The 22889-nt window shown below is 40.9% G+C and carries 27 protein-coding genes and 1 tRNA gene; 24 read left to right on the forward strand and 4 right to left on the reverse strand.

Features of this window, described 5'->3' with window-relative positions; all coding sequences use genetic code 11:
* The first annotated feature begins 113 nt into the window (after nt 1-113).
* From rnr to alr, 16 genes are all read left to right on the forward strand, one after another.
* Nucleotides 114-2609 (forward strand): ribonuclease R, encoded by a 2496-nt coding sequence (gene rnr, locus FW757_RS15705; protein ID WP_182784522.1) that lies wholly within the window; start codon nt 114-116, stop codon nt 2607-2609.
* Nucleotides 2606-3352, forward strand: coding sequence for a 23S rRNA (guanosine(2251)-2'-O)-methyltransferase RlmB (gene rlmB / locus FW757_RS15710; protein ID WP_145236971.1), 747 nt, complete (start codon nt 2606-2608; stop codon nt 3350-3352). The genes rnr and rlmB overlap by 4 nt, the downstream gene beginning before the upstream one ends.
* A 253-nt stretch (nt 3353-3605) precedes the next feature.
* A complete protein-coding gene (gene rpsF / locus FW757_RS15715) occupies nt 3606-3947 on the forward strand; it encodes a 30S ribosomal protein S6 (protein ID WP_145236974.1) in 342 nt (113 codons plus the stop codon).
* Nucleotides 3948-4001: 54 nt separating this feature from the next.
* Complete coding sequence (priB, locus tag FW757_RS15720; protein WP_182718064.1) at nt 4002-4319, forward strand: primosomal replication protein N; 318 nt, start codon at nt 4002-4004, stop codon at nt 4317-4319.
* 12 nt (nt 4320-4331) lie between these two features.
* Nucleotides 4332-4559 carry a 30S ribosomal protein S18 gene (gene rpsR, locus FW757_RS15725; protein WP_002962753.1) on the forward strand — a complete coding sequence of 76 codons (228 nt, stop codon included), beginning with the start codon at nt 4332-4334 and terminating at the stop codon, nt 4557-4559.
* Between the two features lie 36 nt (nt 4560-4595).
* Nucleotides 4596-5048, forward strand: coding sequence for a 50S ribosomal protein L9 (rplI, locus tag FW757_RS15730; protein ID WP_145236982.1), 453 nt, complete (start codon nt 4596-4598; stop codon nt 5046-5048).
* A 291-nt stretch (nt 5049-5339) separates the two neighbouring features.
* Nucleotides 5340-5762, forward strand: a complete 423-nt coding sequence (locus FW757_RS15735) for a type IV pilin protein (RefSeq protein WP_182718065.1) — start codon at nt 5340-5342, stop codon at nt 5760-5762.
* 2 nt (nt 5763-5764) lie between these two features.
* Nucleotides 5765-6214, forward strand: a complete 450-nt coding sequence (locus tag FW757_RS15740) for a GspH/FimT family pseudopilin (protein WP_182731624.1) — start codon at nt 5765-5767, stop codon at nt 6212-6214.
* Entirely contained in the window at nt 6214-6627 is a 414-nt protein-coding gene (locus tag FW757_RS15745) for a type IV pilus modification PilV family protein (RefSeq protein ID WP_145236995.1), read from the forward strand. Before FW757_RS15740 ends, FW757_RS15745 begins: the two co-directional genes overlap by 1 nt.
* Nucleotides 6627-7151 carry a PilW family protein gene (locus FW757_RS15750; protein WP_182718067.1) on the forward strand — a complete coding sequence of 175 codons (525 nt, stop codon included), beginning with the start codon at nt 6627-6629 and terminating at the stop codon, nt 7149-7151. The genes FW757_RS15745 and FW757_RS15750 overlap by 1 nt, the downstream gene beginning before the upstream one ends.
* Nucleotides 7151-8935, forward strand: coding sequence for a pilus assembly PilX family protein (locus FW757_RS15755; protein ID WP_182718068.1), 1785 nt, complete (start codon nt 7151-7153; stop codon nt 8933-8935). The genes FW757_RS15750 and FW757_RS15755 overlap by 1 nt, the downstream gene beginning before the upstream one ends.
* A gap of 191 nt (nt 8936-9126) precedes the next feature.
* Nucleotides 9127-9678 carry an RNA polymerase sigma factor gene (locus FW757_RS15760; protein ID WP_182718069.1) on the forward strand — a complete coding sequence of 184 codons (552 nt, stop codon included), beginning with the start codon at nt 9127-9129 and terminating at the stop codon, nt 9676-9678.
* On the forward strand, nt 9665-10147 hold the full coding sequence (locus FW757_RS15765; RefSeq protein WP_182718070.1) for a hypothetical protein: 483 nt from the start codon (nt 9665-9667) through the stop codon (nt 10145-10147). The genes FW757_RS15760 and FW757_RS15765 overlap by 14 nt, the downstream gene beginning before the upstream one ends.
* An 11-nt stretch (nt 10148-10158) precedes the next feature.
* Complete coding sequence (locus FW757_RS15770; RefSeq protein WP_182718071.1) at nt 10159-11103, forward strand: DUF4097 family beta strand repeat-containing protein; 945 nt, start codon at nt 10159-10161, stop codon at nt 11101-11103.
* A 100-nt stretch (nt 11104-11203) separates the two neighbouring features.
* Nucleotides 11204-12583 (forward strand): replicative DNA helicase, encoded by a 1380-nt coding sequence (gene dnaB, locus FW757_RS15775; RefSeq protein ID WP_145237015.1) that lies wholly within the window; start codon nt 11204-11206, stop codon nt 12581-12583.
* A complete protein-coding gene (gene alr / locus FW757_RS15780) occupies nt 12583-13662 on the forward strand; it encodes an alanine racemase (RefSeq protein ID WP_446441420.1) in 1080 nt (359 codons plus the stop codon). The genes dnaB and alr overlap by 1 nt, the downstream gene beginning before the upstream one ends.
* Nucleotides 13663-13671: 9 nt before the next feature.
* Here the strand turns inward: alr and FW757_RS15785 are convergent, their stop codons facing one another.
* Nucleotides 13672-13911: a DUF2960 domain-containing protein gene (locus FW757_RS15785; RefSeq protein ID WP_145237021.1), complete on the reverse strand. Its 240-nt coding sequence runs from the start codon at nt 13909-13911 to the stop codon at nt 13672-13674.
* A 131-nt stretch (nt 13912-14042) separates the two neighbouring features.
* On the opposite strand from FW757_RS15785, the gene FW757_RS15790 reads away from it, so the two are divergent.
* The 3 genes from FW757_RS15790 to FW757_RS15800 are packed head-to-tail and all read left to right on the forward strand — an operon-like array spanning nt 14043 to nt 15758.
* Nucleotides 14043-14294: a hypothetical protein gene (locus tag FW757_RS15790; protein ID WP_145237024.1), complete on the forward strand. Its 252-nt coding sequence runs from the start codon at nt 14043-14045 to the stop codon at nt 14292-14294.
* A 25-nt stretch (nt 14295-14319) separates the two neighbouring features.
* On the forward strand, nt 14320-14943 hold the full coding sequence (gene pnuC / locus FW757_RS15795) for a nicotinamide riboside transporter PnuC (protein ID WP_149980641.1): 624 nt from the start codon (nt 14320-14322) through the stop codon (nt 14941-14943).
* Between the two features lie 8 nt (nt 14944-14951).
* The gene (locus FW757_RS15800; RefSeq protein WP_182718073.1) at nt 14952-15758 is read left to right on the forward strand and encodes a phosphotransferase; all 807 of its coding nucleotides are present in this window, start codon (nt 14952-14954) and stop codon (nt 15756-15758) included.
* Here the strand turns inward: FW757_RS15800 and FW757_RS15805 are convergent.
* Complete coding sequence (locus FW757_RS15805; protein WP_145237033.1) at nt 15755-15937, reverse strand: helix-turn-helix domain-containing protein; 183 nt, start codon at nt 15935-15937, stop codon at nt 15755-15757. The two genes, FW757_RS15800 and FW757_RS15805, sit on opposite strands and share 4 nt — an antisense overlap.
* Before the next feature lie 255 nt (nt 15938-16192).
* Between FW757_RS15805 and FW757_RS15810 the strand changes: the two genes are divergently transcribed.
* Nucleotides 16193-16267, forward strand: a tRNA-Arg gene (locus tag FW757_RS15810).
* 353 nt (nt 16268-16620) lie between these two features.
* Complete coding sequence (locus FW757_RS15815; protein WP_446441421.1) at nt 16621-18726, forward strand: ATP-binding protein; 2106 nt, start codon at nt 16621-16623, stop codon at nt 18724-18726.
* Between the two features lie 6 nt (nt 18727-18732).
* Here the strand turns inward: FW757_RS15815 and FW757_RS15820 are convergent, their stop codons facing one another.
* A complete protein-coding gene (locus FW757_RS15820) occupies nt 18733-19704 on the reverse strand; it encodes a zinc transporter ZntB (protein ID WP_182761497.1) in 972 nt (323 codons plus the stop codon).
* Between the two features lie 149 nt (nt 19705-19853).
* Here FW757_RS15820 and FW757_RS15825 point away from each other — a divergent pair, with 149 nt between their 5' ends.
* The 3 genes from FW757_RS15825 to FW757_RS15835 are packed head-to-tail and all read left to right on the forward strand — an operon-like array spanning nt 19854 to nt 22243.
* Entirely contained in the window at nt 19854-20282 is a 429-nt protein-coding gene (locus FW757_RS15825; RefSeq protein WP_145237042.1) for an ATP-dependent zinc protease family protein, read from the forward strand.
* A gap of 10 nt (nt 20283-20292) precedes the next feature.
* Nucleotides 20293-21198 carry a 30S ribosomal protein S6--L-glutamate ligase gene (gene rimK / locus FW757_RS15830; RefSeq protein WP_145237045.1) on the forward strand — a complete coding sequence of 302 codons (906 nt, stop codon included), beginning with the start codon at nt 20293-20295 and terminating at the stop codon, nt 21196-21198.
* Nucleotides 21185-22243 carry a succinylglutamate desuccinylase/aspartoacylase family protein gene (locus FW757_RS15835; protein WP_145237048.1) on the forward strand — a complete coding sequence of 353 codons (1059 nt, stop codon included), beginning with the start codon at nt 21185-21187 and terminating at the stop codon, nt 22241-22243. Before rimK ends, FW757_RS15835 begins: the two co-directional genes overlap by 14 nt.
* A 71-nt stretch (nt 22244-22314) precedes the next feature.
* Here FW757_RS15835 and FW757_RS15840 read toward each other — a convergent pair whose 3' ends face one another.
* Nucleotides 22315-22881: a mechanosensitive ion channel domain-containing protein gene (locus tag FW757_RS15840; RefSeq protein ID WP_149980644.1), complete on the reverse strand. Its 567-nt coding sequence runs from the start codon at nt 22879-22881 to the stop codon at nt 22315-22317.
* Nucleotides 22882-22889 lie beyond the last annotated feature (8 nt).

Genomic DNA, 22889 nt, shown 5'->3' on the forward strand with positions numbered 1-22889 from the left:
ATAAGCTGTTTAAAGCAAGTAAAAGCGCTTTCTTAAAAGTTTCATAGCTTTTGCCTGTCTCATTGATCGGTTATGGGTTAAAATAACATCATAACCAATTAACAAGATAGTGAATGTCAAACCAAGATCCTAATCTCAGTCGAGAACAAGAAAAGTACGAAAACCCTGTCCCAAGTCGTGAGTTTATACTTACTCATATAAAAGACCGTGCCAAGCCTGCTAATTTTCATCAATTATGTGAGGAGTTAGCGGTAAACGATGATGAGCGTCAAATTGCTTTTAAGCGTCGTTTACGTGCCATGGAGCGTGATGGTCAACTGTTCTTTAATAAATTTAAATGCTACGCCTTAATTGATGAAGCTGGGCTTGTTAAAGGCAAAGTAATCGGTCACCGTGACGGGTTTGGCTTTTTAGAAGTCGAAGGCGAAAGTAAAGACTGGTTTATTGCCAAGCATCAAATGAGTTCGGTGCTGCATGGCGACATAGTACTGGCTAAAGGCACCAAACGAGGCTCCGGCGGCAAGTGCGATGCGCGTATTATTAAAGTGCTGGCTGGCGAGCGAGCACCGATTGTTGGTCGCTATTTTGTTGAGCATGGCATAGCAGTGGTGGTGGCGGAAGATCCACGTATCACCCAAGATATTATTATTTTGCCGGGCAGTGAAAACGGCGCACGTCACAACCAAATGGTGCAAGTGCAAATTACCCAAAACCCTAACCGTAATATGAATGCGGTAGGGAAAATCATTGATGTACTGGGTGAGCATTTAGCCCCAGGTATGGAAATTGAAGTGGCACTGCGTAATCACGATATCCCGCATGTATGGCCAGAAGCGGTTGAAAAGCAGGTTGAACACTTAGGTGAGTTTGTCGAAGAAGTTGACAAGCAAAATCGAGTTGATTTACGTGATTTACCATTGGTTACGATTGATGGTGAAGATGCTCGCGATTTTGATGATGCTGTGTATTGTGAGCCTGTTGAATCGGGTGGTTGGCGGTTATGGGTGGCGATTGCTGATGTATCCCATTATGTCGCAATGAATACCCCACTTAACGCCGAGGCAATCGAACGTGGTAACTCAGTGTATTTCCCTGAGCAAGTTATTCCTATGCTGCCAAAAGTATTGTCCAATGGCTTGTGTTCATTAAATCCAAAAGTTGACCGTTTATGTATGGTCGCAGAAATGCTGGTATCGGCTGAAGGTAAACTATCAGGCTATCGTTTTTACGAAGCGGTGATGAATTCGCATGCGCGCTTAACCTACACCAAAGTAAACGCTATTTTACAAGGTGATGAGAAGTTACGTACTGAATACGCACCGGTCGTGCCACATTTAACTGATTTACAGCAAATGTATATGGCATTAAAAGCTGCCCGCCAAGAGCGCGGAGCGATTGAGTTTGAAACCCTTGAAACACGCTTTGTATTTAACGCTCAGCGTAAGATTGAATCAATAGTGCCGGTGCTGCGTAATGACGCCCACAAGCTGATTGAAGAATGTATGATTTTAGCCAATGTGTCTGCGGCTAAAATGCTTGAAAAACACGAAGCCAGCGCGCTTTATCGTGTTCATGCTGAACCAGATGGAGAAAAACTGGCTAACTTTAGACAGTTTTTATCAGAGTTGGGTATTGAATCAACACTCAGTGATGAGCCAACACCAAAAGAAATTACCCATGTGTTAGCCAAGCTTGGCGACCGCCCTGATGCTGAACTTATCCAAACTATGCTACTGCGTTCGATGAAGCAGGCAGTATATCAAGCTGAAAACATCGGTCACTTTGGTTTGTCATTAGGTGAATATGCACATTTCACCTCGCCAATTCGTCGTTACCCAGATTTAGTCGTACATCGTGCGATTAAAGGCATTTTGAAAGCCCAAGGTATGGTTACGTCGGGTGCGTATGTTTATAGTGACGAAGAAGTCGCGCAATTGGGCGAGCAGTGTTCAAATACGGAGCGTCGTGCAGATGACGCAACCCGTGAAGTAGCTGATTGGCTGAAATGTGAATACATGCAAGATCATGTGGGCGACGAATTTGAAGGAGTGATCTCATCGGTTACTAACTTTGGTTTGTTTATTCGCTTAGCTGATTTACAAATTGATGGCCTTATCCATGTCACTAATTTAGGCGATGAGTATTTTCAATATGATGGCGCTAAACATTGCTTGATTGGTGAGCATTCTCGTAAAGTTCATCGTTTAGGCGATAAAGTCACGGTTCAGGTGGCATCGGTAAGCTTAGATGAGCGTCGCATCAATTTAACGCTCAGTGGCGATGTTGCACAAGATAGATACGCCCGTCGTCGTGGTGATGCAAAAGGGCATCAGCCGGCAAGTGTTCGTTCGCAGCTAAAACGTGGCAAAATACCAGGTAAAAAAGCTGACGCGAAAGAGTCAGGTGAACTTAGCGGTCGTTCTGATCAGGGAAAACCAAAGCCAAAAAAAAACAGTGCCAGTAGAGGCAAAAAGAAGCCTGCAGGAAAATCAGCGGATGCTGGCACTACAACTACTGCAAAAAAACCAAAGAGAAAGGCCGTGAAAAAGCCGAAAAGACCCGGCAAAAATGCCCGTAAAAGTAAGAGTTCAGGAGCAAGTGATACGTGAGTAATGAATTGATTTTTGGCTTTCACTCTGTTGAAGCAATTTTCGCAAGTGAGCCTGAGCGTTTTATTGAGATTTATGCCCTAAAAGGACGTGATGATAAACGCTTATCTCCAATTATTGAAGAAGCGCGTAAATTTGGTATATCAGTGCAGTTTATGCAGCGCAAAGCTCTTGATAACAAATCAAAGGGTGAGCAGCATCAAGGTATTATTGCAAACGTTATAGCGGCGCCGACTTTCAATGAAAAAGATTTGGATGCAATCATTGCGCGTGAAGAAACGCCATTTTTACTGGTTCTCGATGGCATAACAGATCCGCATAATTTAGGTGCTTGCTTACGTAGTGCAGACGCTGCCGGTGTTCATGCCATTATTGTGCCAAAAGATAAATCAGCAAAACTAAATGGCACAGCACGTAAAGTTGCCTGTGGTGCAGCAGAGACAGTACCGCTGATCCAAGTCACCAATCTTGCCCGTACTTTACGTGAAATTAAAGATGCCGGTGTTTGGGTTGTTGGTACTGCTGGCGAAACCGATGTTCATGTATTTGATGCCAATCTAACTGGCCCTATGGCGATTGTTATGGGCGCTGAAGGTGAAGGTATGCGCCGCTTAACGCGTGAACATTGTGATGTGTTAGTTAAAATCCCAATGGCGGGCACTGTTTCTAGCTTAAACGTATCTGTAGCAACAGGTATTTGTTTATTTGAAGTACTGCGTCAGAGAAATACGACACAGCCATAAAAGAAAAGCTTTAAGCTTGTAGCCGTCAGTTTAGAGATAAAATTTGAAACCATGCTTGATTTAACAAGCATGGTTTTTCTTTTTGAGCTGATAGCTGATTTTCAACTTACCACTTAAAGCTAAAAAACCTACTTGCTTAATTTTCCGACTAAGCGTAAAATGCGCGCTCATTTCGGCCTATTTAATATTAATTCCTTGCCTTAAACCGACCGGCTGAAACGGTAGAAGGCTCTATTAACCGTAAGGAATATCCATGCGTCATTACGAAATCGTATTCATGGTTCACCCAGATCAGAGTGAGCAAGTTTCTGGTATGATCGAACGTTATACTGGTTCTATCACTGAAGCTGGTGGTGTTATCCACCGTCTTGAAGACTGGGGCCGCCGTCAATTGGCATACCCAATCAACAAGCTTCATAAAGCTCATTATGTTCTTATGAACGTTGAAGCACCTACTGAAGTAATCAGCGAGCTAGAAACTACTTTCCGCTACAACGATGCAGTGCTTCGTAACTTAGTTATGCGTACTAAAGACGCTGTAACTGAAGCATCTCCTCTTGTAAGAGAAGAGAAGAAAGAAGCACCAGCTGCTTAATTGTTTTGAGTCCAAGCATGGCGCTTGATCAGCGAGAATTTTAAGGTAAACCATATGGTCAGTCCTTTTATGAATCAGCTGGTTATTTCTGGGGTTGTTTGTAAAACACCTAAGATTAGCCAAAGCCCTGCTGGTATCCCGCATTGTATTTTTGTTGTAGAACATAAATCAATGCAAGTTGAAGCAGACCTTAACCGTAATAGTTATGTCAGGCTTCAAGTGGTTGCCAGCGGTAAGCAAATGCAACAACAGACTCAACATTTGCACGTTGGGCAGGCATTGCAAGTGAGCGGTTTTTTAAATCGTCACGAAGGTCGTAACGGCCTTAGCCAATTGGTTTTGCATGCTCAGCATATAGAAAGAATTATTTGAGGAATTTATCTCATGGCACGTTATTTCAGACGTCGTAAGTTCTGCCGCTTTAAAGCGGAAGGCGTACAACAAATCGATTATAAAGATCTAGCTACTCTTAGAAACTATGTTACAGAAAGTGGCAAAATCGTACCTAGCCGTATTACAGGTACTAGCGCTAAATACCAGCGCCAGCTAGCAACTGCTATCAAGCGTGCTCGCTACTTAGCCCTTCTTCCATACACTGACTTACATAAGTAAGCAGCGGATTAACACGTTTTTAAAAGGTGTAGAAACATGCAAGTTATTCTACTAGATAAGATCGCTAACCTAGGTGGCCTAGGTGACCAGGTTGTAGTTAAATCTGGCTTCGCACGTAACTTCCTTTTCCCACAAGGTAAGGCAGTTCCTGCAACTAAAGCTAACGTTGAAACTTTTGACGCACGTCGTGCTGAGCTTGAAGCGAAAATCGCTGACCAGCTTGTTGCTGCACAAGCACGCGCTGATAAGCTTGAAGCATTAGCTGAAGTTACATTAGTATCTAAAGCCGGTGACGAAGGTAAGTTATTCGGTTCTATCGGTACTCGCGACATCGCTGACGCTATCTCAGCTGTTGGTGTTGAAGTTGCTAAGTCAGAAGTTCGTTTACCTCTAGGTACTATCCGTGAGACTGGCGAATTTGACGTATCAATCGCAGTTCATTCAGAAGTAACGGCTACTATCAAAGTAATCGTAATCGCTGAAGCTTAATTTTTAATTAAGCGAAAAAAGCCGTGCTGAAAAGCACGGCTTTTTTGTTTATTATTCTCACACATATCACTAGCTAGCATATCATTTCCCACATAAATATTGATTAAAGTCCCTTTTTTAGGTTTTTATCTGGTATTGTTTGATCTAAAGTAAAAACTAATTATTTATACCTATTAAAATGTAGCGACATTGTAATTAGATTACAGATTGTTGACAGTGACAGCGCTGTCACTGTATATTGTTTGTGCACTGGGCATAGTGTTAAGGATGTAAAAATTGAAAGAGCAGATAATGAGAAGTACGAAGCTTTTTTCTGGTTTCACATTAATCGAGTTATTAATAGTCGTTGCCATTCTAGGCATATTATACAGTGTAGCTATGCCTTCATATATTGAGCATATGGAGCGTAGTCGCCGTGCCGATATTCAACAAGTAATGTTGCAACATGGTGCAGTATTAGAGCGTATTTATTCGCGTAATGGTGGTTATCCAAATGCTTTTGATACGGCAAAAAATACAGATTTTTATACTTTTACTTATACAGCGCTAAACCGCGTTAGTGGCGCTGCAGCTGATGCTAATTTTAAAAGTCGTGCATTTACATTAACTGCAACCCCAAAAATCGGTTCTGCCCAAGCAGGAGATCGCTGTGGTGCATTAGTGATTAAGCATGATGGCACACAATCAGCTGATGCTAATAGTTGCTGGGAGTAACAATGACTAGAACAGCCGGTTTTACATTAGTGGAGTTGATGATTGTGGTTGGGATCGTTGCGATTATGGCGGTATTAGCGTTTCCTTCTTTTAGCCAGCAAATCATGCAAGATCGGGTTGTTACCACCGCAAATCAGCTCAATAGTGTGTATAAATATGCGCGCAGTGAGGCGGTAAAACGTAATCGTGAGATTAAGCTAGTGGTAAGTGGCGATAAATGGCAGGTAACAGCAGCTGTTGATGGTGTTGATACAGTATTAAAAGAATTCGTCATCCAACATCATGGTGTAACAGTTGGTTTAGTTGATCGTACCGTGTGGTCAAGTGGCGAAATCTCTGCGGCGAGCGAGATTTTAATTAAAGATGACAATGATAAAACGGTAGATTATTACTTGTGCATTTTAAAAAGTGGCCAAAATTGGTTAGCTGAAAAATCAGTGGCGTGTGCATAATGATTAAACAAAGTGGCTTTTCATTATTAGAAGTGATGCTGTCAGTTGTTATCGCCGGTATTGCTTTATTAGGGTTGGCAGCAGCTCAGCTCAAATCGCTACAATATGCCACTAACAGTTTTAATTACACTGTATCGTTGGTGCAAGGGCAAAATACGTTAGAGCGTATTTGGCCTCGCTTGTGTGAGTTACAAACGACGAATCCGGCTTTATTCACGGATGCTAACTTTCGTGCCTCTTTAGACCCGCAAATCGATGATTATCAGCTGAGCTTACCTGCGGCGTATGCGCATGATATGCAAATCACAGTTTCATGGGCTGATGAGCGGATCAAGCAACAAGACCCTGCTCAATTAGAAAATCAAATTACCTTAAATGCTAGTTACCCTGAGCTACCAGTTGGGTGTATTTGATGATGGCAATTTATCGTCCGCGAGGTTATACCCTTGTAGAACTGATGGTGGCTCTAGCCGCTGGTTCATTCCTACTAGCTGGAGTTAGCCTTTCATACTCAGCTATTAAAGGCACTATTTCAGTTAGTAAAGAGCTTGAAAATGCGCAAGAAGTAATACGTTACACAAGTAAGGTTTTTACGCGTAGCATTAAACAAACACCAAGCGCACCTTTGGTTGCAGCAGATGGCTCGGCAATTACTGTTACTCAGCCAGCTGGGGTTATCACCTGTAATGGCAGTGTATCAACAGCTGATATAAATGAAGTTTATAGCCTAGTAGGCAATAATTTAATGTGTACATTAGGAGCTGCTCCAGCAGAGCGGTTATTGACGGGAGTCGCCCGGTTGAGTTTTGCAATTGATAATAACATTGTCACTATTTATGTTGGCCCAGAGAACTTACCTGCGCAATTTGAAGACACTATTGCCATTGATATTGCGGTTTCTAATGTTATTTTAAACAATGCTTTTGGTGGTGTGTAATGGCTAAAAAACAAAGTGGTTTTACGCTTGTAACAGTACTTATCCTCACCAGTATGGCGAGTATTGTGGTACTTAATTCATTGCGTGAAAATATTATTCAAGAGCGTATGAGTGGCAATTTTCAAAAGAAAATAAATAGCCGGTTACTCGCTGAAAAAGGTATTTTCGAAGAAGCAAAGTTATTACAGCAAGCTTTTTCAGATGATAAAAGCTTAGATATCGATGGCTTGATCGCAGCGACAGGCACAGCATCAGGGCGCGGTTTGATTGGCGAAGATGCAACTTATAATGCCACTATTAGTAAAAATGCTGCTGGAGAGCTAGAAATCATCAGCTTGGGTGAGCGTTATGGTGGTGATGCACAAAGTAATTTAGTCGCACGGTTTGGATTTACGCCCGGAAATAGTCTGACTCCTTACTCAGATGCAATCATTGGTTGTCGCGGTGTGTCATTGGGGGGATCGGGGAAAATAACTAGCTATGACTCTACTGATGCAACGTATGTTGGTAATGATGCTGATGTGAGAACTACAGTTCACAATGCAGATGTAACATTAAGTGGTACAGGAACAATTAAGGGAAGCGTAGCCTCTACAGGTTCTATTGTTGTAAGTTCTTCACAATCTGTTGAAGGGGATTTATGGGCAAATAAAGATATTCGCTTCCCGTCAGGAACAAGTGCATGGAATACAAAAATCAATGGTAATATTTTTGCCAATGGAAACATCCAACTTAAAGATATGACGGTGAACGGCTATGTTCGCACTGAAAAAGACTTAACCTTAAATCATGGTGTTCATGTAAACCAGAGTAATGCTGAGCTTGCTGATATCCTTTATGGTGGCAGCTTACTAAGCTCTGCTAGTTATACTAATAATTCTGTAGTAAAAACTTTATCAAGCAGCGCTTATGTTGAAGGTTTGAAAGTACCTAATGTTGCAGGTTTAGATCCCGATGATCCAGATAGCATACCTACATATGCGAAAGATAAATGCGATCCATTGAATATTAGTACTTTAAGCGAATTAAATGCATTTGGACCTTTCCCTGATTTACTTTTAACTAAAAATACGAAAAAAATTCAAATTAACGAAGATAAAGCTATTTTTACTAATAATGGAACGGTTACTGAATACCTTGCAAAAGACGCTAACGTGTTAGGTGCTAAACAAGAAAATATGTACTTTTTTAATGATTTAACTATAAATGGTGGCAGCTTAGATGCATTGTTAGCTGGCGATAGCAATCAGAAAATCGGCATTTATATTGCAGGTGATTTTTCAATTACTGGCAGTGGAGAGTCTCATTTTAAAATACATAAAGGGGTGAGTCTAAGCCTTTATGTAATGGGGAAAATACATATTCGAAAGAGCCCCGTTGTTGAACAAACTGTTGTAAAGTTAACACCTTCAGATGCATATGCGTTGAATATTTTTTCAGGGTATAAATCTGGCGATGGTGCTTTGTCATGTAAAAAGAAAGATGGCGCAAGTGATAAATTTGGTATTTATATCGCCTCTAACGCTGATATGTTCGCGACAATTTATTCTCCCTTAACTGATGTTAGAGTTGATGCTGGAGCTCGTTATACCGGTTCTATCCGCGGAGGCAGCGTATCAAATTGCGGTAATGGTGAAACGAGATACGATGTTGCATTAAAAAACATGACTTCAGGTGGTGGCTCTAATGGTGGATCTAAAATTACCTTTTTAGGCTGGTCATATAAAGTACCGGAAAAAACCACTGAAGGGCCCGAAGAAGATCCCCCAGAAGCAACGTTATAAAACCACTTGATAAAACGGCTAGCTGATAAGTTAGCCGTTTTTTGTTAAAAATAATTTCATGTCATTTAAACCTTTTCACTTACATCTCACGTCTAACTATTCAAGAAACTTAAAATTCTGAAAGATCGTATTTCCTGAGTGCTTAGGTATACTCATTTCATAATAATAATCATAAAGGGACAACATCAACGATGTTGATAGATGCAAAACATGCTTTTACACAGCTAAGCGAAGATGCACTTATTACCCGTGTAAAAAGCGGTGATCAAAATGCTTATGCTGCACTTTATGAATTACATGTAAAGCGGGTTTATGGATTGTGCTTACGGTTACTCGCAGATCGCGAACATGCCGAAGATGCAACTCAAGAAGTATTTGTGCAGCTGTGGCATAAAATCGCTAGCTTTGAAGGGCAGTCACAGTTTTCAACTTGGCTGCACAGTGTCACCAGTAATATTGCGATTAGCTATTTACGTAAACATAAGAATTGGTTGCAAAAAGTAGTGAGCTTCGAGCAAAGCGGTATGGATGAACAAAGCGCAACAGATTGCCAAGGTCTAAATGGACTCGACAAGTTAGTATTACGACTACCTGAGCGAGCTCGTATGGTATTTGTGCTGCACGCCATTGAAGGTTATCGCCATGAAGAGATTGCCACTATGTTAGGAATGGCAGTGGGTTCTAGTAAGTCGCAATTTCATCGCGCCCGTCAGTTATTAAAAGAGTGGTATGAAAATGAGTAAGCCTAATTTTGAAACATTTTTAGCTGAGTCAATCAATAACACTGAGTTAGAGATCTCACCACAAAAAGATTTATGGCCAGGTATCGAAAAAGCATTAACGCATGCTCCTCAGGCGCAAGGTAAAGCTGCGCTGTGGCCTAAATTAGCGGGTGTGGCAGCATGCTCGGTGGCGGCTTTATTAACCGTGCAGTTGCTGTTTTCCGGCTCTGAGCCTGCGACAAGTGTGGTGATGAGTGACTATTTTACCCAGCAAAAACAAACCTTGTTGGTGCAATATCAAAATCAGCCTGCATTGACAGATAACTGGCAACAGCAATTAACAGAATTAGAGGACGCTGAGCGGGCAATAAAGCAAGCACTCGACAATGAGCCTGAGAATCCAGCGTTATTAAAAATGCTCGCACAGGTTTATCAGCAGCAATTAGATCTAATCAATAAGGTGCATGCACCGAAGTGGCAACAAATTTAGGAGTATCAACCATGAAAACATTACTATTAGCACTAACTTTATTGCCGTTTTTCGCCTCTGCTGGTGAGAAAATCAATGAACAAATTGAGGTGCCCGCTAATAAGCGTATTTTTATAGATAACCAACGCGGTGATGTACGTATTGAGGGCTGGGATAAATCACAATTACAGATCACCGGTGAGCTTGATGATAAAGCACAAGGATATCGTTTAGAAGTGGCAGGGGACCGTATCGAATTTATCGTTAAAATGCCGCGTAACAATAATAACGGTTGGAATAGTGGCGATGGTTCTCAGTTAGTTATTTATATGCCAAATAGCAGCGAACTTGAATTTACCGGTGTTAACGCCACTATCAGTGCTAAAAATTTGATCGCCGGGGCTGATATTGATGTCGTTAATGGTGATATTAACTTACAAAACATCAGTGGCAATATTACTGTGGATACCGTTAATGGTGATGTCAGTGCGATAGGCTTAAAAGGTGATATACGCTATGAAACCGTAAACGGCGAAATTAATGACAAAGACTCACAAGGCACGCTGCGCTTTACTGCTGTCAATGGTGATATTAAATCCAAAACAGCAGCTCAAGAAGTTCGCTTAGAGAATGTTAATGGCGATATCGACTTTGCTTTTCAGGCATTAAAAAGCTTACGTATTAGCACGGTAAATGGTGAGAGTGAAATACATATTAATGAGTTACTAAAAGGTGCGCAAATTACTTATGAATCTGTTAGTGGCGATGCCGATTTTTACTTCCCGACGGATGTTTCTGCGCGGTTTGAAATTGAAGCGCATGCCAATGGTAAAATTATTAATGAGTTGAGTGACGATAAAGTTAAAAAAGCGAAATATGGGCCATCAAGTGAATTGGAGTTTGCGGTTAATGGTGGTGATGCTGATATTGAAATAGACACTATCAGTGGGCGCATAGAATTACGTAAGCAAAAGTAATCTCCCGTAGCAAAGTAGGAAAAGAAATCCTGCTTTGCTCTTTGCACAACGTAGCCAAGTAGATAGAATAGAGGCCATTCATTGTTAGTATTGCGAAGTTATGGCTAAACCAGATAAACAAGTCGACACTCTTAAAGTTCCTCCTCATTCCATTGAAGCAGAGCAATCTGTTTTAGGTGGCTTAATGCTTGATAATCAAGCCTTTGACCGTGTTGCCGAGTTGGTAGTTTCGCAAGATTTCTATACACGTACCCATAAGCTTATTTTTGAAGCCATGGTCGAGCTTGCTGAAATAGGCGATCCAATCGATTTGATCACCATATCTGAGAGCTTAGAGAAAAAGAATTTACTCAGTGGTATCGGTGGTTTTGCTTATTTAGCTGAAATTGCTAAAAATACGCCAAGTGCGGCGAACATCGACGCCTATGCGAATATCGTACGCGAACGTGCTGTGGTACGTGAAATGATTGGCGTTGCCAATGAAATAGCCGAAGCAGGTTTCAATCCGGAAGGGCGCACCAGCCACGATTTACTCGACTTTGCAGAGAGTAAAGTGTTTAAAATTGCTGAGCAGCGGACAAAAAGTAACGATGGTCCGCAAAGTATTCACAGCATCTTAGAAAAAACAGTCGATAAAATCGAAGAGTTGTATCAGTCGCCACAAGATGGTGTGACGGGGGTAAGTACCGGTTATGCCGATCTAGATAAAATGACCACTGGTTTGCAGCCATCAGATTTAATCATTGTGGCCGCCCGTCCGTCGATGGGTAAAACCACATTTGCGATGAACTTAGCTGAACATGCCGCAATGACACAAGATAAGCCTGTGCTTATTTACTCATTAGAAATGCCCTCGGAGCAGATTATGATGAGGATGTTGGCATCCCTTGGTCGAATTAATCAGACCAAAGTGCGCACCGGTCAATTGGATGATGACGATTGGGCGCGTCTTTCATCAACCATGGGGCTACTGATGGAAAAAGGAAAGATGTATGTTGATGATGCATCAGGTCTAACTCCAACAGATGTTCGCTCACGTGCGCGTCGTATTGCTCGTGATCACGGTGGGATAAGTATGATCATGGTCGATTACTTGCAGCTAATGCGCGTTCCCAGCCTCTCTGATAACCGTACTTTAGAAATTGCTGAAATCTCACGGTCACTTAAATCATTAGCAAAAGAACTCCAATGCCCAGTCGTAGCACTGTCGCAGCTAAACCGTACTCTAGAGCAGCGTGCCGATAAACGCCCAATTAACTCCGACTTACGTGAATCAGGCTCTATCGAGCAGGATGCCGATTTAATCATGTTTATCTACCGCGACGAAGTATATAACGAAGACAGTACTGAGAAAGGGATTGCTGAAATTATCATAGGTAAACAACGTAATGGTCCAATTGGTAAAGTACGTTTAACTTTCCAAGGTCAGTTCTCGCGTTTTGATAATTACGCCGGACCTGCTGTAGATGATGATTACTAATGCGTTTAGCTATTGCCGAAATTAACTTACAAGCACTTGCTCATAATTTAGCGCAAGTGCGACAGTTTGCGCCTAATAGTAAAGTTATGGCGGTATTAAAAGCCAATGCTTATGGTCATGGTTTAGTAAAAATAGCGCAGCACCTTAATGATGCCGACGCATTTGCAGTGGCACGAATAGATGAAGCGCTCGCACTGCGGGCGGGTGGGCTGACCAAGCCTATTGTGTTGCTGGAAGGTTTTTTCCATCAAGATGATTTGCCGATTTTATTAGCCAATAACTTTCAAACCATTATCCATGATGAAAACCAGCTCAGAGCACTTGAAAATGCAAAGCTCGATGAACCAATTAGTTGCTGGTTAAAAATCAATACCGGTATGCATCGTTTAGGGATTGCACCAACGCAGTTGAGTGATTTTTATCAGCGCTTGCAAGCGACGAATAACGCTAAAGATACAATCAATTTAATGACGCATTTTTCCAGTGCCGATGATGTTAATGATCCCAAAACAGCTGAGCAAATTGCTTTGTTTGATTCATTAGTGCAAGGCAAACAACAAGCACATTGTTTAGCAAATTCGGCTGGTATTATAGCTTGGCCTGCAGGTCATGGCGACTGGGTGCGTCCAGGCTTGATGATGTATGGTGTATCACCAATGCTTAACACTTCTGGCAAAGACCATCAGCTGAAGCCGGTGATGCGCTTAACCACTAAGGTCATTGCAATTCGCGATGTTGATGCCGCGCAAGGTGTTGGTTATGGTGGCTGTTGGCAAAGTGCTCAGCCGACTAAGCTTGCAGTGGTTGCCATGGGCTATGGTGATGGTTATCCGCGCCATGCTAGACATGGCACACCTGTAGTGATTGCTGGCAAACGTTATGGTATTGCTGGCAACATCTCTATGGATATGATCAGTGTTGATATTGGTGAAAATGCTGATGGCATCAAAGTAGGCGATGAGGTGGTGATGTGGGGCCCAGAATTACCCGTTGAAGAAATCGCCCAATGTGCCACCACAATCCCTTACGAGTTAGTCTGTAATATTACCCCACGGGTAAGCTATGAATATTTAGAGTAATGCTAAGCGTTACTCTTTGATAAAATACACATCGCTAAAACCCATGCGAGCAAACTCTTCATCACGAAAATTACGCACTGCCGCAGAGCCTTTTGAAGTCATAGCAATTTGCTGTTCCATCTTTAAATAATTTGTTAAATCAATCCCTTCAGCCGCAGCAATAGCCTGATACATATCGCGATATTTATCTTTTGCAAAATTAATTTCGCGAGGCTGATTTTTAAATTTGTACGTAATGCGTCGTGCCATGAGTCACTCATAAAATAATTTAATTGCGTTAATTTTACACCTTCTTCGACATCCGCTCTACCTTTGAATGACTTGTAGCTTAGCTCAAGTTACAATAACGGCCATATTTTTAAATAAACCAAGGAATTGTCATGAAATTATCTGTAGAGATCAGTAAGTACCCACTTCATCAAGATTATATCCCATTTATTAAGGGGTTTATTGATCGCTTAAATGAATATGACGATTTAAAAGTAATAACAAATACCTTGTCGACGCAAATTTTTGGTGATTACGATTTAGTAATGTCTGTGCTTAGTACTGAGATAAAGCGTTCATACGAAGAGTTTGGCAAAGCTATTTTTGTTTGTAAATTCCTCAATGGTGATCTCTCTCCCCAATAGCAGCTAAAGCCTTAGTGGATCAATTATGGAATTTATTACAGAAACTCTCGCAGGGTTTACTGCAATGTCGCACTGGGAATATATCGCAGTGGCGCTCTCTATGGCATATTTGCTATTAGCAATAAAAGAAAACCTGTGGTGTTGGCCTGCAGCATTTTTTAGCACCCTTATTTATACCATAATGTATTGGAATGGTGCTTTATTAATGGAATCGCTATTGCATTTTTACTATATGTATATGGCGGTTTATGGATGGGTAATATGGCGAAAAGGCGACGCTAATAAACATCAATTAGTGATCACCTCATGGCGCTTGCATCAACACTTATTCATCATTATTGCGACTTCGATTGTGGCATTAATATTTGGTTATGTGATGAACAATCATACCCATGCAGACTTTGCTTATTTAGATAGTTTTACAACCTGTTTTGCTGTTGTTACAACGTATTTAGTCGCAAAAAAAGTACTGGAAAATTGGCTGTATTGGATTGTTATTGATGCGGCTTCGATGTACTTGTATTACGAGAAAGGCTACTACCCAACATTAGCGCTGTTTATTTTTTACACCATAATGGCAGCATGGGGGTTTAAAACCTGGTATGAAGAGTACGAGCAAAATCAAGCTAAGCCTTTGGCGCAATTATAAGAAGCAGTATGACAGGTAAAGAAATTAGCGGCATTTTTGCCGCTTTTGATCCACAACTAAAGGTATTGAGCAATGAGCGGCTATTTAGCGGTTTAAGTAACGATAACTTTTTAGTGCGTACTGCACAGCAGGCTTTTTTATTAAAGTGCTATCGCGAGCATTGGCCAGTGCAGGGCTTGGCAGCACAAACTGTATTTGCGCAGCAGCAGGTATGCCCTAAACCACTGTGGACTGATGAAGTTAACAAGCTGGCGATTTTTGAATACCTAGAGGGGGATATTGCACAAGGGGATTACACTTTAGAGTTGCTGCAAAAGTTGATTGCTTTTCATTGCCATGATGTTGTTACTGAGGCGATGGATATAAAGTATGAGCTGGATTTTTATAAAAAAACTCGCTTATATCAGCAATATCAAGCAAGCGTTGAGGATGCATTAAAGCAAATCGCGTTATTACCCCGTGATGAAGGTTTTTGCCATAATGATTTAGTAAAAGAAAACATTATTGTGAATAGCCAAGGCATGTTTTTAATTGATTTTGAGTACGCTAAAAGTAATGACGTATACTTCGATTTAGCAGCACTGACTGTTAGTTTTGCGTTGAATGATAAGCAAAAAAATAGCTTACTTTCAAACTACCAACAGCAATTGCCTGCTATTCAAAAATTTCACAATTCACTGCAAAAGCTTGAATGCTATCAGTTGGTGTTTTTAGTGTTGTGTATTTGTTGGTATAGCGCACGCTCAGTCGATAATAAAGTGACTGAGTTGCGTACGCAGTTGGATTGTTTGATTAGCTCAATGGAGTATCGTTAAAGACCACCAAAACGCGCCGCAAGTTCTTTGTATTTTGCAACTTCATCTGCATCAAATAGTGGTTCGCCGTTTTCATCAACAGATTTCGATATTAATAAACTTTCCCGGGCAAGACGCTTTACACGTTCAACTTTAACCCCTAAAAACTCCGCTACTTGCTCGGTTGACATTAAACTCATAGATACTTCCTCATGTTAAACCTTTTACAAGCGCCTTAAAAGTCGTTAAACGGGCATTTATATGTTGCAAAATGGTTAGTGATTTTTATTAAGTATAATTTAATAGCTGTTTTTTGCTTGCTTGTGAAGTAATTTATTATAATTTGCTGAATTAATAAGCATCTAAGCGATAGAAGCTAGCATTTAATTGCATATGCCTTTATTATTGCTCGGCCTAAGCACTGATATCGCGAGTTGGTGTGGTGGCACAAATGTGCTCTCGTGGTGAAATGGATATCACGTGGCCCTCCGGAGGCTGAGTTGTAGGTTCGATCCCTACCGAGAGCGCCATTTGCAATAATGCCCAGCCTTTCATCAAAGGCAATCAATAATAACTCTCTATCTTACTCCACAGTGTTTGCCCTCAATCACACTCTTTTAGTACTCATGATGTAAATAAACCCCTACCAATATTTAGAATTAATTAAATTGCACAAGTGGTAAAACTGACAACTGGACTATACTCATAATTCATTATCTTAGGGAATTGTATTATGCACTACAGCTCGCCTCCAATAAAAATGGTGGGATTACCGTTTCATGTCATTTTGTATACTAAGTAAGTCGAGCACAGTTGTTATTAGGCAATGCCTGTGAGTGTTGTGTTAAATGAGCTCTTTAGCAAAGAGTACTCTGGAGATTGAATGAATATTAAAACCCGTATTCTGGTGTTTGTCATTTTGTTTGAGATATTGGCTTATTCAACCCTACAGTTATTCAACACGCTAATTTACAAAGAATCTTTGGATGAATTTAAGCAAAATGAAATTCAAGCTGTGTTCAATGGCACTATTTCCCGAATCAATCATCTTACAGAACAAATGCAAGGGCATGCGATCGATCTGGCTCTAAGCGGTGAACAGTTATACTTTCTGCGTCATCAAAAATCTACTCCCATGGCTGATATCAAGGAACTGGCTCAGCGCACGTTACAAAATAAGTTTGCCAGTTTTGAACAAGCCATGGGAGGAGGGCTTTGGTATCAACCCCAGGTACTGGATGAGCAGTATCGTTATTTTGGCCCATATGTATATAAAGAAAATAAACAGCTGCAATTTACGTGGGATCTCAATAAACCACAGTACGATTATTTTTCTCAGGATTGGTACCAGCTTGCTGAACAGCAAGGGTGGGGATTAAACCAATCCAGCTATCGTCCAATATTTTGGACTAACCCTTATTACGATGATGCAGGCTCATTCTCGTTGATGATGACTATAGATGCGGTGATGCTTGACGATAACCGCAGTCCGATTGGTATGGCGACGATCGACTGGTCTTTAGCTGAGTTAAGTGAGTTTTTAGTCAGCATTAAAGTGACCGAAAATGCACAATCATTTTTATTTCACCGGGATTCTGAGTTAATTATTGGCTTTACAGACAAGCCTCAAACGGTACAGCAGTTGACCGATGACTTTCCTTGGGCGGCAACATTAGTAGCTCAAAGTCGGTTAAGTAAGGTCAATAGCTTTGGGTTTGAGCAGCTAGCAATTGAAGATAAGTATATTTTTTATCAGCTTAGTGAGAGCGGTTTTATCTTTGGCTCATTAGTTCCTAAAAATGATTTAAGTAAACAAGTTGATAAAGTGTCTTCTTGGGCTTTAATCACAGGCAGTGGCATAGGGCTGTGCTTTATTATACTGATGATTTTTATCCTCAAAGCTTTGTTTAGCCCTTTTGATCAGGTATTAAATATCATAAAAAGCTCTATTCGTTATGGTAGTAATAAGCAAGTTAATCTACTGCCAGTTGAGTATGCTAAACGCAATGAGTTTACCCCAATTATTACTGCTTTAAATGATGTGTACTTACAAGTAAAAAGCTACGTCACTGAGATTGAAGATGCGAATACCAAGTTGATGTCTTCACAGAAACAAGTAAAACAGTTAAATGCGGTACTTGAGCGTAAAGTGGCTCTGCGTACTGCTGAGCTTGAGACTAAGACCAAAGAAGCAACATTATCGCTGGAACAGCTAAAACGTACTCAGCAACAGTTAATTGAAAATGAAAAGCATGCGTCGTTAGGACGATTAGTTGCTGGAGTTGCTCATCAAATAAATACCCCATTGGGCATTTGCGTCACGGCTGCATCAGTACTGGAAAGCACCTCGAAAACTATTCATGGCAAAGCGGCTGCGGGTAACATGTCGAGAGAGGAGTTTAATCAGGCCTATGATCATATAATACAAAGCACAGAGTTATTGAGCGTGAATCTCCATAGAGCTACCAATCTAATCAATAACTTTAAACAAGTTGCGGTAGACAACGATACACAGGAAAATCGCTGGTTTAACTTAGGTGAGTATATCGATAATATTCTGCTGTCAATCCACTCACGTGTTGACCAAACGCCTCATAAAGTTAAATGCCAATACCAGCAAGAAATTCGTTTTTTTGCCTCACCAAGTGCATTCTCGCAAATTTTAGGGCAGCTAGTGGAAAATGCCTTAGTTTACGCTTTTGATGATTCAACGCCTGGGGAGGTGAACATTACAGTGAGTAAACATGATGAACAACTTCAGCTGATAATCAGCGATAATGGTAAAGGCATGCCAGAAGATGTCCGCAAGCAAGTATTTGACCCGTTCTTTTCTACGAATAACGCACAACTGAGTTTAGGTTTGGGGTTGCACATTGTTTATAATTTAGTAATACATAAACTAGCCGGTACGATAGAGTGCCAGAGTCAATTAGGTGCTGGCACTACTTTTATCATTACTATACCAATCAATGTAGTTGAACAACCGTGAGTATTTTTAAAGCCATTTTTTATTTTTGAAGTAAACGCCGATGGCACCGGTGATCACGATTAAAAATATAACAAAAAAACTAAATGCGTAAGGGCTCTCTGTACCAGGGATACCGCCTACATTTACGCCTAGTAAACCGGTTAAAAATCCTAGCGGTAAAAACAGTGCCGCAACCACCGACATCACATACATACGCTGATTTAATTGTTCAGAAACCTGATTAGTAATGGTTTGTTGAATAATTTGCGCACGTTCAATAGAGCTGTCTAATTCTTCAATAAAGCGGATCAGTAGATTGGTGGTTTCGTTTAACTTGGCTTTGTCGTTTTCACTAAGCCAGCTGTATTTGTTTGCCATTAAAGTACTGAGCGCTTCTTTTTGTGGCCTTAAGTAGCGTTTTAAACCAATTGATTGACGGCGTAACTGCGACAGTCCTTGGTTATCAAAGCGCTTTGTCGGCTCGTCAATTTCATCTTCAAAAATATCGAGAGTGTCATCTAAGCCATCAATTACCCCTTGCATACGTGAGGTAAGATTTTGTGTCAGTTGGCAAACTAATTCAGAAATGCTAACTGGCCCAGTTTTTTCTTCCAGTGCAGCTAAAATATCTTGGACTGAAAGTAAACGGCGTTTTCGGGTAGTGACCACTACATTTTCATTGATAAATAAACGAATTGAGACCATGTCTTCAGGGCTCTGCGCAGGATTTAAATTCACGCCTCGTAAAAACAACATACAACCGTTAGTTACTTTGGTGATACGAGGGCGTGTTTCATCGGCTGTTAATGATGCAAGTTCATAATCAGTCAACAATTCACTGTTTTGTAACCAATCTATGGCTTCACTTTGGCTATAATCAAGATGAACCCACAATTTACCTTGCTCAGGCTGCCAGTTATGTAAGTCTGCACTATTATCAATTGTGCGTGCGCCGCCTTGTTCATCAAGTATAAGTGCGTGTAGTAAACCATTGAACATAGTAAATTCTCATTAATCCTGTATGTTAATATAGTTGACTATTGAGTGACTTAGGTCAATTAAATTAGCTTATCATTTGGATAAAATTATTTCATTTGTGTTTTTATCCGTGTAGCGTATAAGACAGTTTTTTATTAAAGGGCACATTTATGACGGCAAAGATAATTGTTGGTTGGCGTGAGTGGTTAAGTTTACCTGAGCTTGGCATTAATCAAATTAAGGCTAAGATTGATACGGGCGCCCGTACGTCATGTATTCATGCTCTTAATATTGAAGAATATGAGCGAGAAGGCGAAAAGTGGGTTAAATTTATTGCTCAGCCTTTGCAAGAAGATGAGCACACTCAAATTGAGTGTGATGCTAAAGTAAAAAAGATGAAATATGTAACCAGCTCAAGTGGGCAGCGTGAGTTGCGGTATTTTATTGAGACTAAGCTCTGCGCTGGTGATAAAAGTTGGCCAATAGAAGTCACTTTGACCAGCCGAGCGAGTATGAAGTTTAGAATGTTATTAGGGCGCACAGCCATGGAAAATCGTATAGTCGTTGATCCGGCTTTATCTCATTTATTAGATAGTTAAGGTTTTAACTATGAAAATTGGTATTTTATCTCGTAACAAGAATTTATATTCAACGCGTCGTTTAATTGAAGCAGCTGAGATGCGTGGTCATGAAGTAAAAGTGATCGATGCATTACGTTGTTACATGAACATTAACTCTGAGCAACCAGAGATCCATTATCGCGGTGAAAATTTAAAAGATTTTGATACCATAATCCCGCGTATTGGTGCTTCAGTTACTTTTTATGGTTGTGCAGTACTGCGTCAGTTTGAAATGATGAATGTATTTCCTGTTAATGAATCAGTTGCTATTTCACGTTCGCGAGATAAATTACGTTCGTTACAGTTGTTATCACGTAAAGGCGTTGGTATGCCGGTAACCGGTTTTGCCAGCAAGCCAGATGACGTTAAAGACTTACTTGAAATGGTTGGCGGTGCACCTGTAGTTATTAAGCTGTTAGAGGGTACTCAAGGCATTGGTGTGGTGTTAGCTGAAACACGTAAAGCTGCTGAGAGTGTTATTGAAGCCTTTATGGGCTTAAAAGCTAATATCATGGTACAAGAGTATATTAAAGAAGCTGGTGGTGCAGATATCCGCTGTTTCGTACTTGGTGACAAAGTGATTGCCGCAATGAAGCGTCAAGCACAAGATGGTGAGTTCCGTTCTAATTTACACCGCGGTGGCAGTGCAACATTAGTGCGTATTACGCCAGAAGAACGTAGAACAGCAGTAGCTGCAGCTAAAGCAATGGGCTTGAACGTAGCTGGGGTTGATTTACTTCGTTCATCTCGCGGACCTTTGGTAATGGAAGTTAACTCTTCACCAGGTCTTGAAGGTATCGAAGTAGCAACAGGAAAAGATATTGCAGGTATGGTGATCGAATTTATCGAAAAAACCGCTGCAACCAAAAGGACCGCAACGCGTGGCAAAGGTTAGAATCAATAGTGCGTTTACTTTATTAGGTGAAACGGTGGGTGTCGGTGAGCGTAAGACGCTGGCCCTAGAAGCAGCTAAGCTGTACACCCATTCGCCGTTGAATATCCCAATAGAGGTAGTGAATGGAGTTCAAGCAGGGCCTGTTTTAATGGTCTGTGCGGCTATTCATGGTGATGAACTCAATGGCGTAGAGGTCGTACGCCAATTATTAGCAAAAATAGATGCTAACCAGCTGCGTGGTACGCTGATTGCTGTGCCGATTGTTAACGTATTTGGTTTTATTCATAAGTCACGTTATTTACCTGATCGCCGTGATATGAATCGCAGCTTTCCAGGTTCTATTCGTGGATCGCTTGCTGGACGTATGGCACATATGTTCTTTTCGCAAGTGGCCATTCATTGTACGCATATTATTGATTTACATACTGGCGCAATACATCGCACCAATTTACCGCAAATTCGCGCAGATTTGAGTGATGAAGCAACGGCACAAATGGCGAATGCATTTGGTACACCAGCCGTTATTGATGCGTCACTTCGTAATGGTTCACTGCGAAGTGAGGCCGCGAACTTAGGTATTCCGGTGATTACATACGAAGCTGGAGAAGCGCTGCGGTTTGATCCAATTGCAATAGCGGCTGGTATGCAAGGCGTTGATTATGTCATGCGTCATTTAAAAATGATCCGTGGCAAGCGCGCTAAGAAGTTACCTGAGCCAATTATTGCCAGCTCTACCAGTTGGGTGCGTGCTGAAGTCGATGGCATTGTGCGTGCGCAAGTATCATTGGGTGAGCGAGTAATGAAAGGGCAAATATTAGCTTATATCAGTAGCCCACTCGGTGATTCTGAGCTGGAATTATTAGCGCCAAGAAGTGGTATAGTGATTGGTCAACAAACTATGCCACTGGTTAATGAAGGTGATGCAGTGTTTCATTTAGCATATTTTGCTCACGCAAACAGCTTGGTAGAACAACAGCTTGAAACCTTTATTGATGAAATAAGTGATATTGAAGATGAGTTAAAAACAGCGGAATTAAATAATTAATTGCTGATTGTAACTGATCAAAAAAGCCGTTTAAGGATATTCTTAAACGGCTTTTTGTTTGTGCTTTTAGTTTATTGCAGCTTTTTAGGTCCAATAGCGCGCTTAACCGCGATTGCTTTAGTAGGTTTCGGCTCTTTATTTAAAACCATCACCGGACGAGTAACAAATAGGTTATTAGGATAAATAACTCGGTGCCCATCAACATGTTCTAATACCACATTCATCAAGCCCATCTCGACAATACGCCCCTCAACAAAGTTCGCGCCGTCAATAACTCTAACCCAATAACCAACACGACAGTCATTTTGAATAAACATTAGCAAAAACGAGGTCAGATTGCTCAATAGCGACCAAGCTGCAAATAGTGCAACACCTAGCATGGCAAACAAGGATGAGCCAAGTACCAGTAAACCCCGTAATTCAATACCCCAAAAAACTAACACTAAGCACAGCATTACAAATGCGAGAATAATTTTCAGTAATAGTTCGGCACGATATTTACGGTGAATATCGACTTTGCCCTTAATAGTTTTTTCGAGTAATTTTTTAGTCAGTTTTAATAGTACAGGAAAAAGTAACAGAGCAACTAAAGTGACGATGAGTTTATACTGCGTGCTAAGAATATCTAACAGTTCCACAATCAATC

The sequence above is a fragment of the Pseudoalteromonas sp. 1181_04 genome (genome assembly GCF_052850545.1).